Origin of the sequence: Burkholderia guangdongensis, from assembly GCF_013403875.1 — a bacterium.
In the GTDB taxonomy this organism is placed as follows: domain Bacteria; phylum Pseudomonadota; class Gammaproteobacteria; order Burkholderiales; family Burkholderiaceae; genus Burkholderia; species Burkholderia guangdongensis.
Window position 1 is genome coordinate 16050 of sequence record NZ_JACBNX010000037.1, and the last position, 14156, is coordinate 30205.

The 14156-nt window shown below is 67.4% G+C and carries 11 protein-coding genes; 8 read left to right on the plus strand and 3 right to left on the minus strand.

Annotated features, from left to right (window positions below):
• Window positions 1-36 precede the first annotated feature (36 nt).
• Complete coding sequence (locus HZI36_RS25650; protein ID WP_246327223.1) at window positions 37-1410, minus strand: DUF1254 domain-containing protein; 1374 nt, start codon at window positions 1408-1410, stop codon at window positions 37-39.
• A 439-nt stretch (window positions 1411-1849) separates the two neighbouring features.
• Between HZI36_RS25650 and HZI36_RS25655 the strand changes: the two genes are divergently transcribed.
• The gene (locus HZI36_RS25655; RefSeq protein WP_246327224.1) at window positions 1850-2674 is read left to right on the plus strand and encodes an IclR family transcriptional regulator; all 825 of its coding nucleotides are present in this window, start codon (window positions 1850-1852) and stop codon (window positions 2672-2674) included.
• 134 nt (window positions 2675-2808) lie between these two features.
• Here the strand turns inward: HZI36_RS25655 and HZI36_RS25660 are convergent, their stop codons facing one another.
• Both HZI36_RS25660 and HZI36_RS25665 read right to left on the minus strand, forming a co-directional pair.
• Window positions 2809-3297 (minus strand): PaaI family thioesterase, encoded by a 489-nt coding sequence (locus HZI36_RS25660; RefSeq protein ID WP_179405483.1) that lies wholly within the window; start codon window positions 3295-3297, stop codon window positions 2809-2811.
• Window positions 3298-3332: 35 nt separating this feature from the next.
• Window positions 3333-5138, minus strand: a complete 1806-nt coding sequence (locus tag HZI36_RS25665) for an acyl-CoA dehydrogenase (RefSeq protein ID WP_179405484.1) — start codon at window positions 5136-5138, stop codon at window positions 3333-3335.
• Window positions 5139-5428: 290 nt separating this feature from the next.
• On the opposite strand from HZI36_RS25665, the gene HZI36_RS25670 reads away from it, so the two are divergent.
• The 7 genes from HZI36_RS25670 to HZI36_RS25700 form a co-directional block, all read left to right on the plus strand.
• Window positions 5429-7528, plus strand: a complete 2100-nt coding sequence (locus HZI36_RS25670; protein ID WP_179405492.1) for a 3-hydroxyacyl-CoA dehydrogenase NAD-binding domain-containing protein — start codon at window positions 5429-5431, stop codon at window positions 7526-7528.
• 19 nt (window positions 7529-7547) lie between these two features.
• Window positions 7548-8726, plus strand: a complete 1179-nt coding sequence (locus HZI36_RS25675; RefSeq protein WP_179405485.1) for an acetyl-CoA C-acyltransferase — start codon at window positions 7548-7550, stop codon at window positions 8724-8726.
• A gap of 67 nt (window positions 8727-8793) precedes the next feature.
• Window positions 8794-9567, plus strand: a complete 774-nt coding sequence (locus tag HZI36_RS25680) for an SDR family oxidoreductase (protein WP_179405486.1) — start codon at window positions 8794-8796, stop codon at window positions 9565-9567.
• Window positions 9564-10655, plus strand: coding sequence for a phosphotransferase (locus HZI36_RS25685; RefSeq protein WP_179405487.1), 1092 nt, complete (start codon window positions 9564-9566; stop codon window positions 10653-10655). Before HZI36_RS25680 ends, HZI36_RS25685 begins: the two co-directional genes overlap by 4 nt.
• 70 nt (window positions 10656-10725) lie before the next feature.
• Window positions 10726-11943, plus strand: a complete 1218-nt coding sequence (locus HZI36_RS25690; RefSeq protein ID WP_179405488.1) for an acyl-CoA dehydrogenase family protein — start codon at window positions 10726-10728, stop codon at window positions 11941-11943.
• Between the two features lie 26 nt (window positions 11944-11969).
• Window positions 11970-13688 carry a long-chain fatty acid--CoA ligase gene (locus HZI36_RS25695; protein WP_179405489.1) on the plus strand — a complete coding sequence of 573 codons (1719 nt, stop codon included), beginning with the start codon at window positions 11970-11972 and terminating at the stop codon, window positions 13686-13688.
• Window positions 13685-14156, plus strand: a 472-nt coding sequence (locus tag HZI36_RS25700) for an alcohol dehydrogenase catalytic domain-containing protein (RefSeq protein WP_179405490.1), incomplete at its 3' end; no start/stop codon positions are given. The genes HZI36_RS25695 and HZI36_RS25700, both read left to right, overlap by 4 nt.

Consider the following 14156-nt stretch of genomic DNA (forward strand, 5'->3'; position numbering starts at 1 on the left):
GTCGCGCCCCCTTCCGTCACGTCCAGTCCCGTCCCGTCACGGCAGGCGCTTCAGTTTCGGCAGCTGCCAGCGGCCGTCCGACGCTTGCGCACGCGGCAGATAAAGCCGCATCGTCATGTCGAGCGGCCCCGTCGGCGCCGGCAGCCAGTTCGGCTCGTGGTCCTTGCCCGGAGAGTCGTGCTGGATGTAAAGATCCAGCGAGCCGTCGGCATTGAACGCGAGCGCGTCGCGATCGCCGATCGCGTAGCGGTCGATCGGATTGTCGACGAAGAACTGGTCCGGGCCGTACATCGTCAGCGACCAGAATGCGTCGACCGGCGGCGTCTGTCCGGCGTCGAAGTGCAGCACGTAGCGCGACGCGCCAGTGAGCGGCTGGTTGTCGCCGTCGGCGACGAGCGACGGATAGACCGCCTCGTCCGGCGGCAGCGCGCCGAGCCCGCGAAATGCGACGTACGCGCGCGTCAGATAGTCGGAGCCGTAGATGCCGATCATGCTCGCGGACTTGCTCCAGCCGTCGCGCACGATCCGCAGCGCGCGCCCTTGCGCGATCATCCGCTGGTACGCATCGGGCGCCGCGCGCATCAATGCGCGCCGCACCGCGGGATCGGCACCCGCGAAGTCGAAGCGCTTGCCCGGCACGAGACCGATGCGCTCCATCCGCAGCAGCATCGCGTAGTCCGCCGCGTGCGGCGGATTGCGATCGAGCAGCTCCGCGAAAATAGAAAAGAACGCGGCCGGATCCAGGTTCGCCGTCTGGTCGACCGGCGGCGTCCGCATGTCGATCGCGGCGTCCACGGCGCTGCCTGGCCGCCCATCGGGCGGTGCGTCCGGCCGCCCGTGGCGAGACAGCGGCGCGGCCTTCAACTGCCGCTGGATGTCGCGCACGGCCGGCAGGTCCGCCGGGCCGTTCACCTGCGTGCGGCCGATCATCCAGCCGACGTCGGTCGGGCTGACGATCTTGCGCATGCCCGCCGGCAGCGTGCCTTGCCAGCGCGGGCCGACGAGCGCGAACTCGATCCCCTGGTGCCCGGTCGTCCGCGTGCCGAGCGTCGCGAACACGTCGGTCCACAGGTCCATGATCGGAAGGACGAAGTAACGATCGGCGACGGTCGGCGTCGACACAATCAGCGGCTCCTGGCCGACGTCGTACCACAGCAGCGAATAGAGCGTATCGGCGTTCGGGCGCACCACGTCGGTGAACGTCGCGTCGACGAGGCGCGGCATGTGCACGAACTGGTTCATCGGCGCGTGCTGCGCGACCTCGTCCGGCGCTGCGGCATTGGTCGAGATGCGGCGCGTCATTTCCATCAGCACCATCGGGTACGCATACGTGTACGCATCGATGCCGATCGCGTACGCGTCGTCTTCGGAGATGGCCGGCTGCGCCATGCACGGTTGGGTTTCAGTCATGTTCATCGCGTTCCTCGATGTCTCGTGTCGACAGGGGCGATCCGGCCCGGTTGTGGCAAGACCGCGTTCGGTGAAATTAATCCCAGAGATTACACTCGGGCCAATTTATGGTGAGGAAGGGATTTCCCTTAACTGCCGGGAAACAAGCGAGAATGCAGGTGGAATCAGTGAGGGCCGAGCGGCTGACGGGTTCGATCTGACCGAGTCGAGGAGTCTGTTGTTAATGTGGTGGATTAATTTCGTCGGTTCCGTGGCGGTCGCTGCCGTAAACCCTATCTGTACTTTTCGCCCGTGCGCCGGCAAGTTCTGCAATACAGAATATAATTCCGCAAATGAACTCCGCTGCGAACCGGCGCATCGACAGTATCCTGCGCGGGCGTCGCCATGCGGCGAGTATTGTGATCGGACGCGCGCATCGCGTCCGATCGAATCTGAACGCATGTTCTATTTGTCGACGATGCTGGATACCGAGCAAAAGAAAAATCGCACGCCCGCGCACAAGGAGGATCGTCATTTCGTGACGGCGCTCGCACGGGGGCTCGAAGTGCTGGCGTGTTTTCGCGGCGGCGACACCGCGCTGACCAATCAGGAAATCGCGCAGCGCTGCAAGCTGCCGCGCTCGACCGTGTCGCGCCTCACGATGACGCTGACGAAGCTCGGCTACCTGATTCATCTCGAAGACAGCGGCCGCTATCGCCTCGGCACAGCGTGCCTCGCGCTCGGCAGCTCGATGCTCGCGCGCCTCGACGTGCGCAAGATCGCGCGGCCGATGATGCAGGAGCTCGCGGATTTCGCGCACGCGTCGGTGTCGCTCGGCGTGCGCGATCGCCTGTCGATGCTGTACATCGAAAGCTGCCGCAGCACGTCCGCGCTCGCGCTGACGCTCGACGTCGGCTCGCGCATTCCGATCGCGACGTCCGCGATCGGCCGCGCGTGGCTCGCCGCGATACCGGAGCGCGAGCGGCTCGACGTGACGGAGCAGATTCGCGAGCTCGACGACCTCGCGTGGCCCGACATCAAGCGCGGGATCGAGCGCGGGCTCGACGACTACCGCACGCTCGGCGTCACGTGCTCGTTCGGCGACTGGCAGTCGGACGTGAACGGCATCGCGCGCGCATTCCAGCCGGGCGGCGGTTTGCCGGTGATGGCGATCAACATCGGCGGCCCGTCGTTCAGCCTGTCGAAGGAATTCCTGCTCGACGAAGTGAAGCCGAGGCTGCTGCGCGTGATCGCACAGCTCGAGGATGCGCTGCCCGGCCATTGAGCAGGATGCAGGCCGATGAGCGGAATGCGGGCCGATGAGCAGGATGCAGGCCGATGAGCAGAATGCAGGCCGATGAGCAGAATGCGGGCCGCGCTCGCACGCGGCCCGATTCGTTTTGATCGGACGGACGGACGTCAGATCGGCAGGAACGTGCCGCTCGCGTGCAGCACCTCGCGCTCGCCGACCTTCAGCGTGCAATCGACGAACACGATGCGCCGGCCGTTGCGGCGGATCCGCGTATGCGCTTCGAGCCAGTCGCCGACTTGCGCGGCCGACAGGAATTCGCTCGACATCGTCGTCGTGACCACCGCTTGCGACTTCGCCGTGCCGGCTCGCGACAGATTCAGATTGATCCCCATCGCACCGTCCGCGAGCGTCATCAGCATCCCGCCGTGCGCGACGCCGATGATATTCGCGTGGCTCGCGTCGACCCGCACCGCGACGACGACCGTGCCGTCGTCCGCCAGCCGTTGATAGGTCGACCCGAGCGCGCGGAAATACGCGCCGCCGCGTTCGAGTGTCGTGTAGCCGGCCGGCGCGGCGGGCGCGGGCGCGGGTGTGGATGTCGGTGCAGGCGCGTCGAGGTCGGTCGGCGGCATCGTGTCGAGCAATTCGGAAGTCATCGCGGAAGTCGTCGCGGAAGTCATCGCGTGTCGTGTCAGAACCAGTCGGGCGCCATCGTCAGCGTCGTGTCGTCGAGGCGGCGCAGCAGCGCGTGATGCGGCTGCATCCGCGGCAGTTCGTGGCGGAAGAACCAGCGGCAGGTCTGCACTTTGCCGCGATAGAACCGGACGTCGTCGTCGTTCGTCGCGTGCTCGAGCGCGCGCGCCGCGACGAGCCCCTGACGCAGCCACATCCACGCGACGACCGTATGGCCGAACACCTCGAGGAACGCATTCGCCTGCGACAGCACGAGCGGCGCGCGGTCCGCGAGCGCCGGGCGCAGCACCGCGAGCGTGTCGCCGATCTCGCGCCACGCGTGCTTCAGTTCATGCGCCGCTTCCGCGAGATCCGCGCGGTCGGCCGCCTGCCGCACGGTCTGGTCGATCTCGCGCTCGAGCAGCGCGACCGCGCGCCCGTCACGCATCACGACCTTGCGGCCGAGCAGGTCCATCGCCTGAATGCCGTGCGTGCCTTCGTGGATCATGTTCAGCCGGTTGTCGCGATAGAACTGCTCGACCGGGTATTCGCGCGTATAGCCGTAGCCGCCGTGGATCTGGATCGCGAGGCTGTTGCCTTCGAGGCACCACTGCGACGGCCATGACTTGACGATCGGCGTCAGCAGGTCGAGCAGCAGCTCGGCCTCCGCGCGCGCGTGCTCGTCGTCGGCGGTCTTCAGCTCGTCGACGAGCCGTGCCGCGTACAGGCACAGCGAATACGCGCCTTCCACGTAAGCCTTCTGCGCGAGCAGCATCCGGCGCACGTCCGCGTGCTCGATCAGCGGCACCTGCGGCACGTCCGGCCGCTTCTCGCCGGGCAGCCGGCCCTGGCTGCGTTCCCGCGCATACTGCAGCGACGCGAGATAGCCGCGATAGCCGAGCATCGTCGCGCCCATCCCGACGCCGATGCGCGCCTCGTTCATCATCTGGAACATATACGCGAGGCCATGATGCGGCTCGCCGACGATCTCGCCGATGCACGCGCCGCGCTCGCCGAACGACAGCATCGTCGACGTCGTGCCGCGCCAGCCCATCTTGTGGATCAGCCCCGCGAGCGCGACGTCGTTGCGCTCGCCGACGCTGCCGTCGTCGTTCACGCGGTACTTCGGCACGGTGAACAGCGAGATGCCCTTCACGCCCGGCGGCGCGCCCGGAATCCGCGCGAGCACCAGATGGACGATGTTCTCGGACAGTTCGTGATCGCCGCCCGAGATGAAGATCTTGTTGCCGGTGATCGAATAGGTGCCGTCGGGGTTCGGCACCGCGCGCGTCGTCAGGTCGGCGAGGCTCGAGCCGGCCTGCGGCTCCGTGAGCGCCATCGTGCCGAAGAAGCGGCCCTCGAGCAGCGGCTGCAGATACTTGCGTTTCTGCGCGGGCGAGCCGAAGCGCTCGATCACGTTCGCGTTGCCGACCGTCAGCCCGACGTACGAACTCGTCGCGATGTTCGCGCTCTTGAACAGCGACTGCGCCGCGTGCGACACGAGCGCCGGCAACTGCATCCCGCCGGCGTCGTAATCCTTGCCCGCGGCGAGCAGGCCGGCGTCGCAGTACGCGCGCACCGCGTCGCGCACCTCCGGAATCATCGATACGCGCTCGCCGTCGAACTGCGGTTCGTGCTCGTCGCTCTTCCGGTTGTGCGGCGCGAACTTCTCCTCGGCGATCGCCAGCGCGGCGTCGAGCGCGGCGACGAAGGTCTCGCGGCTGTGCTCGGCGAAGCGCGGACGCTGCGTCAGCGCGTCGGCGTCGAACAACTCGAACAGTTGAAATTCCAGATCGCGCCTTTGGATGATCGTCGAGTCGGACATATCGGTCGCCACGGAGAGTTGGATTGCGGAATTATAATCTGCATTGCAGAATTCACAATCGCTGATCGGGCATATTTAGCACGATCGTTCTATATTTTTTCTTTTTATGGACAAGGATTTACGGAATTTATAGGGGTTTTTACCAGCTCGATGGCGCTATGCAGGCCGATGTTCACGCGTTACGATTTCCGCCATGCAGCATATATGTCTGCATTGCAGAATTCATGAAAATCATCAGCCGCCACGGCGGTCCGATCGCCGAACGCTTTCCTGAAGAGGCTTCCATGTCGATGAATAGCGCCGCCGAGCTCACGCAGCTCGGCTCCATAGCCGTGATCACGATGAACCATCCGCCGGTCAACGGGCTCGGGCTCGACTTGCGCACCGCGATCGTCGCGCAGCTCGACCGCGCGCTCGCCGATCCGCAGATCGACGCGATCGTGCTCGCCGGCGGCGAGCGGAACTTCAGCGCCGGCGCCGACGTGCGCGAATTCGGCACGTCGAAGCCGTCCGCCGCGCCGAACCTGCCCGACGTGATCCGCGCGCTCGAAGCGGCCGGCAAGCCGGTCGTCGCGGCGATCGCCGGCAACTGCCTGGGCGGCGGGCTCGAGCTCGCGATGGGCTGCCACTTCCGCGTCGCGCTGCGCGACGCGTCGCTCGGGTTGCCCGAAGTGAAGCTCGGCCTGCTGCCGGGCGCGGGCGGCACGCAGCGGCTGCCGCGCTTCATCGGCGTCGAGTCCGCGCTGAACATGATCGTGTCGGGCCAGCCGGTGCCCGCGCAGAAGCTCGCCGGCACCGCGTTGCTCGACGAAGTCGTCGAAAGCGGCGTGGTCGACACGGCCGTCGCGTTCGCCCGCCAGATCGTCGCCGACAAGCGGCCGGCGAAGCTCGCGCGCGACATCCGGATCAAGGATCCGCTCGCCGAGCCGTTCCTGCAGTTCGCGCGCACGAACGTCGCGGCGGCGTCGCGCCCGTTCCCGGCGCCGCTGCAGTGCGTCGAGGCGGTCGCGAACGCAGTCGGCAAGCCGTTCGACGAAGGCCTGCGGCTCGAGCGAGAAATCTTCGCGGCGCTGATGGCGTCGCCCGAATCGCGCGCGCTACGCCATATCTTCGCGGCCGAGCGCGCGGCCACGAAGCTGCCTGATGTGTCTGAGGTGCCGGCCGATATGCCGCTGCGCGAGATCCGCCGCGTCGGCGTGATCGGCGCGGGCACGATGGGCGGCGGGATCACGATGGCCTTCGTCGACGCCGGCATTCCGGTCGTGCTGCTCGAAACGAAGCAGGAAGCGCTCGACCGCGGCCTCGGCACGATTCGTCGCAATTACGAAACGACGATGAAGAAGGGCAAGCTTACGCAGGCGCAGCTCGACGAGCGCATCGCGCGCATCACGCCGACGCTCGATTTCTCGGCGCTCGCGGACGTCGATCTCGTGATCGAGGCCGTGTTCGAGGAGATGAGCGTGAAGCGCGACGTGTTCACGCGTCTCGATCAGGTCGCGAAGCCGGGCGCGATCCTCGCGTCGAACACGTCGGCCCTCGACCTGAACGAGATCGCGTCGTTCACGAAGCGTCCGCAGGACGTGATCGGCCTGCACTTCTTCAGCCCCGCGAACGTGATGAAACTGCTCGAAATCGTGCGCGGCGCGAAGACCGGGCCCGACGTGCTCGCGACCTGCATGAATCTCGCGAAGCGGATCCGCAAGACCGCGGTCGTCGCGGGCGTGTGCGATGGCTTCATCGGCAACCGGATGATCGCGCGCTACGGCGCGGCCGCCGGCATGCTGCTGATGGAAGGCGCGTCGCCGCAGCAGATCGATGGCGCGCTGCAGCGCTTCGGTCTCGCGATGGGGCCGTTCCGGATGGCCGATCTGGCCGGCCTCGACATCGGCTGGGCTGCCCGCAAGCGCCGCGAGGCCGAGCAACCGGGCTCGCAGCCGCGCAGCGCCGCCGACGTGCTGTGCGAAGCGGGCCGCTTCGGGCAGAAGACGGGGGCGGGCTGGTATCGCTACGAAGCGGGCAAGCGCGACCCGATTCCCGATCCGGCCGTCGACGCGATCGTCGAGCAATTCCGCCGCGACAGCGGCGTCACCCCGCGCAAGATCAGTGATGCCGAGATCGTCGAGCGTTGCATCTACGCGCTCGTCAACGAAGGCGCGCGCATTCTGGAGGACGGCATCGCCGCACGCGCGTCCGACATCGACGTCGTGTACCTGTCGGGCTACGGCTTCCCGCGCCATCGCGGCGGCCCGATGCTGTACGCGGACACCGTCGGTCTCGCGAACGTCGTGCGCGCGCTGCGGCGCATCGCGGCGGCGCCGGGCGCCGAAGCGTGGTGGCAGCCGGCGCCGCTGCTCGTGAAGCTCGCCGAAGCAGGCCGCACTTTCAACTGATACGCACAGGGACATCGACATGACTGACGCAGTGATCGTTTCCACCGCGCGCACCGGCCTCGCGAAGAGCTGGAAGGGCGCATTCAACATGACCTATGGCGCGACGCTCGGCGCGCATGCGGTGCAGCACGCGGTCGCGCGTGCCGGCATCGATCCGGCCGAAATCGAGGACGTGATCATGGGCGGCACGTTCGGCGAAGGCACGACGGGCGGCAACATCGCGCGCGCGATCGCGCTGCGCGCCGGGCTGCCCGTCACGACCGGCGGCGTGACCGTGAACCGCTTCTGTTCGTCCGGATTGCAGACGATCGCGATGGCCGCGCAGCGCGTGATCCTCGAAGGCGCGCCCGCGATCGTCGCGGGCGGCGTCGAGAGCATCTCGTGCGTGCAGAACGAGGCGAACAAGCATATGCGCGCCGATCCGTGGCTCGTCGAGCACAAGCCGGAGCTGTACTGGAGCATGCTGCAGACGGCTGAGACCGTCGCGAAGCGCTACGGGATTTCGAGGGAAGCGCAGGACGCCTATGGCGCGCGCAGCCAGCTTCGCGCGGCGGCCGCGCAGGCGGCCGGCAAGTTCGACGACGAGATCGTGCCGATGACGACGACGATGGCCGTCGTCGACAAGGCGACGGGGCGTCTGACGACGAAGGAAGTGACGATTGCGTCGGACGAAGGGATTCGCGCGGACACGACGCTCGAAGCGGTGTCGAAGATTCGTCCGGCGCTGCCGGGCGGCGTGATCACGGCGGGCAACGCGAGCCAGTTCTCGGACGGCGCATCGGCGTGCGTCGTGATGAACGGCAAGCTCGCCGAGCAGCGCGGGCTGCAGCCGCTCGGGATTTTCCGAGGTTTCGCGGTCGCCGGCTGCGAGCCGGACGAGATGGGGATCGGCCCGGTGTTCGCGGTGCCGCGCCTGCTCGATCGTGCGGGCGTGAAGATCGACGACGTCGGCCTGTGGGAGCTGAACGAGGCGTTCGCGGTGCAGGTGCTCTATTGCCGCGACAAACTCGGGATTCCGGACGATCGGCTGAACGTGAACGGCGGCGCGATCGCGGTCGGCCATCCGTACGGCGTGTCCGGCTCGCGTCTCGTCGGTCATGCGCTGATCGAGGGCAAGCGTCGCGGCGTCAAGTACGTCGTGGTCACGATGTGCATCGGCGGCGGCCAGGGGGCGGCCGGCCTGTTCGAAGTCTGCTGATCAACTGCGAAGCATGGGACCGGAGTAAGCGCTGAAGCGCTAACTCCGATCGACAACGGAGAACATTATGTCTGTGAAGGAACTGTTTCAGCTCGACGGGCGCATCGCGCTCGTGACGGGCGGCTCGCGCGGCCTCGGGCTGCAGATGGCCGAGGCGCTCGGCGAGATGGGCTGCAAGGTCGTGATCACCGCGCGCAAGGCCGACGAACTCGCGGAGGCGGAAGCGCATCTGCGCGCGCGCGGCATCGAGGCGAAGGCGATCGTCAGCGATCTGCAGCAGTTCGACCGCATTCCGTCGCTCGTCGACGAGGTGCTGTCCGCGCATGGCCGCGTCGACGTGCTCGTGAACAACGCGGGCGCGACCTGGGGCGCGCCGGCCGAAGAATATCCGGACGAGGCCTGGCACAAGGTGATGAACCTGAACGTGACCGCGCCGTTCTTCCTGACGCGCGAGATCGGCCGCCGCAGCATGATTCCGCGCAAGAGCGGCAAGATCGTCAACATCGCATCGATCGCGGGCCTGAAGGGCACGCCGCCGGGCATGAACACGATCGCGTACAACACGTCGAAGGCCGCGATGATCAACTTCACGCGCACGCTCGCGACCGAGTGGGGCCGTTACGGGATCAACGTGAACGCGATCTGCCCGGGCTTCTTCCCGACGAAGATGGCCGCGGGCCTGCTCGACAAGCTCGGCGAGCAGATGATCGAGCGCACGCCGCTGCGCCGCCTCGGCGGCGACGAGGATCTGAAGGGCGCGCTCGTCTACTTCGCGAGCGACGCGTCGCGGCACGTGACGGGCCAGTATCTGGCGATCGACGGCGGGGTGTCCGCATTATGACGACGATCGACGCGCAGAGCAGCTTCAGCGGCACGCGGCCGGTCGCCGAAGCGCACGCGTTCGACGTCGGGCGCCTGACCGACTACATGCATGCGCACGTCGACGGGTTCGCCGGCGAGCTGCACGTCGAGCAGTTCAAGGGCGGGCAGTCGAATCCGACGTTCCTGCTTGAAGCAGGGGGCCAGCGCTACGTGATGCGCCGCAAGCCGCCGGGCGTGCTGCTGCCGTCCGCGCACGCGGTCGATCGCGAGTTCCGCGTGATCCGCGCGCTCGCCGGCACCGACGTGCCGGTCGCGAAAACGTATGCGCTGTGCGAAGACGTCGACGTGATCGGCACCGCGTTCTACATCATGGAGTACGTCGAAGGGCGGATCTTCTGGGACGGCACGCTGCCGGGCATGTCCAACGGCGAGCGCACGGCGCTGTACGACGAGATGAACCGCGTGATCGCGGCGCTGCATTCGGTCGATCCGGTCGCGGTCGGGCTCGCCGATTACGGGAAGCCGGGCAGCTACATCGAGCGTCAGGTCGCGCGCTGGACGAAGCAGTACCGCGCGGCGCAGACCGAGCGGATCGAGGCCGCCGACTGCCTGATCGACTGGCTGCCGAAGCACATCCCGGCCGGCGACGAGAGCCGGATCGTGCACGGTGACTATCGGATCGACAACGTGATCTTCCATCCGACCGAGCCGCGGATTCTCGCGGTGCTCGATTGGGAGCTGTCGACGCTCGGCCATCCGCTCGTCGACTTCGCGTATCACTGCATGACGTGGCGGATGAGCCCGCATCAGGGGCGCGGGCTGGCGGGCATCGATCTCGCGGCGCTCGGCATTCCGGACGAGGCGGCGTATCTGCGCCGCTATCTGCAGCGCGTGTCGCGCACGTCGAACGATGCGGTGTCGGAGGCGGACTGGGGCTATTACCTCGTGTTCAACATGTTCCGGCTCGTCGGCATTCTGCAGGGCGTGCACGCGCGCGCGCTGCAAGGGAATGCGTCGAGCACGCTCGCGCTCGAGATGGGCAAGCGCACGCGGCCGCTCGCCGAGCAGGCGTGGACGCTCGCGCAACAGATCGACGCGTCGCGCTGAGCGGCGCGGCGCACATACGGGTCGGCGCTTGGCGCGCGCGGCCTTCACCCTCAGGAAAGGACAACCAGCGATGAATTTCGAACATTCGAGCAAAGTGAAGGACCTGCAGAAGCGTCTGACGGCGTTCATGGACGCGCATGTGTACCCGGCCGAAGCGCAGTTCGAAGCGGAGATGGACGCGGCGCGCAAGGCCGGCAACGCATGGCAGCCGGCGCCGGTGATGGAAGCGCTGAAGGACAAGGCGAAGGCCGCTGGCCTGTGGAACCTGTTCCTGCCGGAATCGCAGTATGGCGCGGGGCTGACGAACCTCGAATACGCGCCGCTCTGTGAAATCATGGGCCGCTCGTCGATCGGCTCGGAGCCGTTCAACTGCTCGGCGCCGGACACCGGCAACATGGAAACGATCGTGCGCTACGGCACACCGGAGCAGCAGGAGCAATGGCTGAAGCCGCTGCTCGACGGCTCGATCCGCTCGGCCTTCGCGATGACGGAGCCGGCGGTCGCGTCGTCGGACGCGACGAACATCGCCGCGCAGATCGATCGCGACGGCGATCACTACGTGATCAATGCGCGCAAGTGGTGGACGTCGGGCGCGAACGATCCGCGCTGCAAGATCCTGATCTTCATGGGCAAGACGGCGCCGGACCATCCGGATCCGCATCGCCGCCAGTCGATGATTCTCGTGCCGATGGACACGCCGGGCGTGACGGTGCTGCGCCATCTGCCGGTGTTCGGCTACGACGACGCGCCGCACGGTCACGCGGAAGTGCTGTTCGAGAACGTGCGCGTGCCGGTGAGCAACGTGCTGCTCGGCGAAGGACGCGGCTTCGAGATCGCACAGGGCCGCCTCGGGCCGGGCCGCATTCACCACTGCATGCGGCTGATCGGCCGCGCGGAGCGCGCGCTCGAAGCGATGTGCCGCCGCGCGACGTCGCGCGTCGCGTTCGGCCGCAAGATCGCCGATCACGGCGTCACGCGCGAGCGGATCGCCGAAGCGCGGATCCTGATCGACCAGGCGCGGTTCCTCGTGCTGCACGCCGCGTGGAAGATGGACACGCTCGGCAACAAGGAAGCGCGCAAGGAAATCGCGATGATCAAGGTCGCCGCGCCGAACATGGCATGCCAGGTGATCGACTGGGCGATCCAGGCGCACGGCGGCGGCGGGGTCAGCGACGACTTCGGTCTCGCACGCGCTTACGCGAGCGCGCGTACACTGCGTCTTGCCGACGGTCCCGACGAAGTGCACCGCAACGCGATCGCGAAGATGGAGCTCGGGGCCTATCTGTAATTGCCGATGGAGAACGGAGCCCACCCATGCCTCTAGCCAGGTCGCCATTCTGGCCCGCGCATTTGCCCACGCATCTGACGCTGCCGGCGACGAATCTGTTCTACAACGCGGAAGTCGCGGCGACGCGCTATCCGGACAAGCCGTTCATCGTGTTCTACGACACGCCGGTCACGTTCTCGCAGTTCAAGGACGAGGCCGAGCGCGTCGCGGGCTATCTGCAGCAGCGTTGCGGTGTGAGCGCGGGCGACCGCGTGCTGCTGTACATGCAGAACAGCCCGCAGTGGATGATTGCGTACTACGGGATCCTGCGTGCGAACGCGGTCGTCGTGCCGGTCAACCCGATGAACATGACGGACGAGCTGCGCCATTACGTCGAGGACGCCGGCGCGCGCACGGCGATCGTCGCGCAGGATCTGTATCCGCGCATCGCGCCGCTCGTCGGCCAATCGAGCGGCACAGCGGACGGTAAAGCGGACGATCAACTCGCGCACGTCGTCGTCGCGACGTACGGCGATTACCTGAAGCAGCCGCCGGGCATCGCGCCGCCCGATTTCGTGACCGCGCCGCGCCAGGTCGAAGGCCCGGGCGTCGCGCACTGGGCCGACGTGCTCGATGCGCATCTCGCGCCCGGCCCGCTGACGGCCGGCCCCGACGATCTGTGCGTGATGCCGTACACGTCCGGCACGACCGGCAAGCCGAAAGGTTGCATGCACACCCATCGCAGCGTGATGTGCACGGCGATCGGCGGCACCAACTGGTTCGGCGGCACGCAGGATTCGATCCTGCTGTCGGTGCTGCCGCTCTTTCACGTGACGGGGATGCAGGGTGGGCTGAACAGCCCGCTGTACAGCGGCTCGACCGTCGTCGTGCTGCCGCGCTGGGATCGCGACGCGGCCGCGCACGCGATCGGCCGCTACGGCGTGACGGTCTGGCAGTCGATCTCGACGATGGTCGTCGATTTCCTGTCGAACCCGACGCTCGGCGACTACGATCTGTCGAGCCTGCGCTGGATGCGCGGTGGCGGCGCGGCGATGCCGGACGCGGTCGTGAAGAAGCTGAAGGACACGGTCGGCATCGATTACGTCGAAGGCTACGGGATGTCGGAGACGATCGCCGCGACGCACATCAATCCGCCGCAGCGCCCGAAGCCGCAATGCCTCGGCATTCCGGTGTTCGACGTCGACGCGCGGATCGTCGATCCGGTGACGCTCGAGCCGGTGCCGCAGGGCGAGACCGGCGAGATCATCGTGCATGCGCCGCAGGTGATGCAGGGCTATTGGCGCAAACCGGACGCGACGCGCGACGCGTTCGTCGAGATCGACGGCAAGCGCTTTCTGCGCACCGGCGACCTCGGACGGATGGACGAGGACGGCTACTTCTTCATGGCGGACCGGCTGAAGCGGATGATCAACGCATCGGGCTACAAGGTCTGGCCGGCCGAGGTCGAGGCGATGATGTACCACCACCCGGCGATTCTCGAAGTCTGCGTGATCGGCGCACGCGACGCGCATCGCGGCGAGACGGTGAAGGCATTCGTCGTGCCGAACCCGAAGCAGTCGGCGGGCGTCACGCCGGACGACATCATTGCGTGGGCGCGCGAACACATGGCATCGTACAAGGCGCCGCGCGTCGTCGAGCTCGTCGCGTCGCTGCCGAAGTCGGGCAGCGGCAAGATCATGTGGCGGGAGCTTCAGGAACAGGAGGCGGCGAAGGCCGCCGCATCAGTAGGAGACACGAAAGCATGAAAGCACTGCTCTGCACCGCCTTCGGGCCGATCGACCAGTTGACGCTCGACGACGTGCCGTCGCCCGAGCCGGGCGCGGGCCAGGTCCGCGTGCGCGTGAAGGCCGCGTCGCTGAATTTTCCGGACGCGCTGATCGTCCAGGGGCTGTATCAGGTGAAGCCGGCGCTGCCGTTCTCGCCGGGCGCCGAGCTGGCCGGCGTGATCGACGCGCTCGGCGACGGCGTGACCGGCTGGAAGGTCGGCGACGCGGTGATCGCGTCGACGGGCCACGGCGCGTTCGCGCAGCAGTGCCTCGCTGACGCGAACAAGCTGACCGCGCTGCCGGCCGCGATGGACTACGACGCGGGCGCCGCGTTCGTGCTGACCTACGGCACGTCGCTGCACGCGCTCGAGCAGCGCGCGAAGCTGAAGGCCGGCGAGACGCTGCTCGTGATGGGCGCGGCGGGCGGCGTCGGGCTGGCGGCGATCG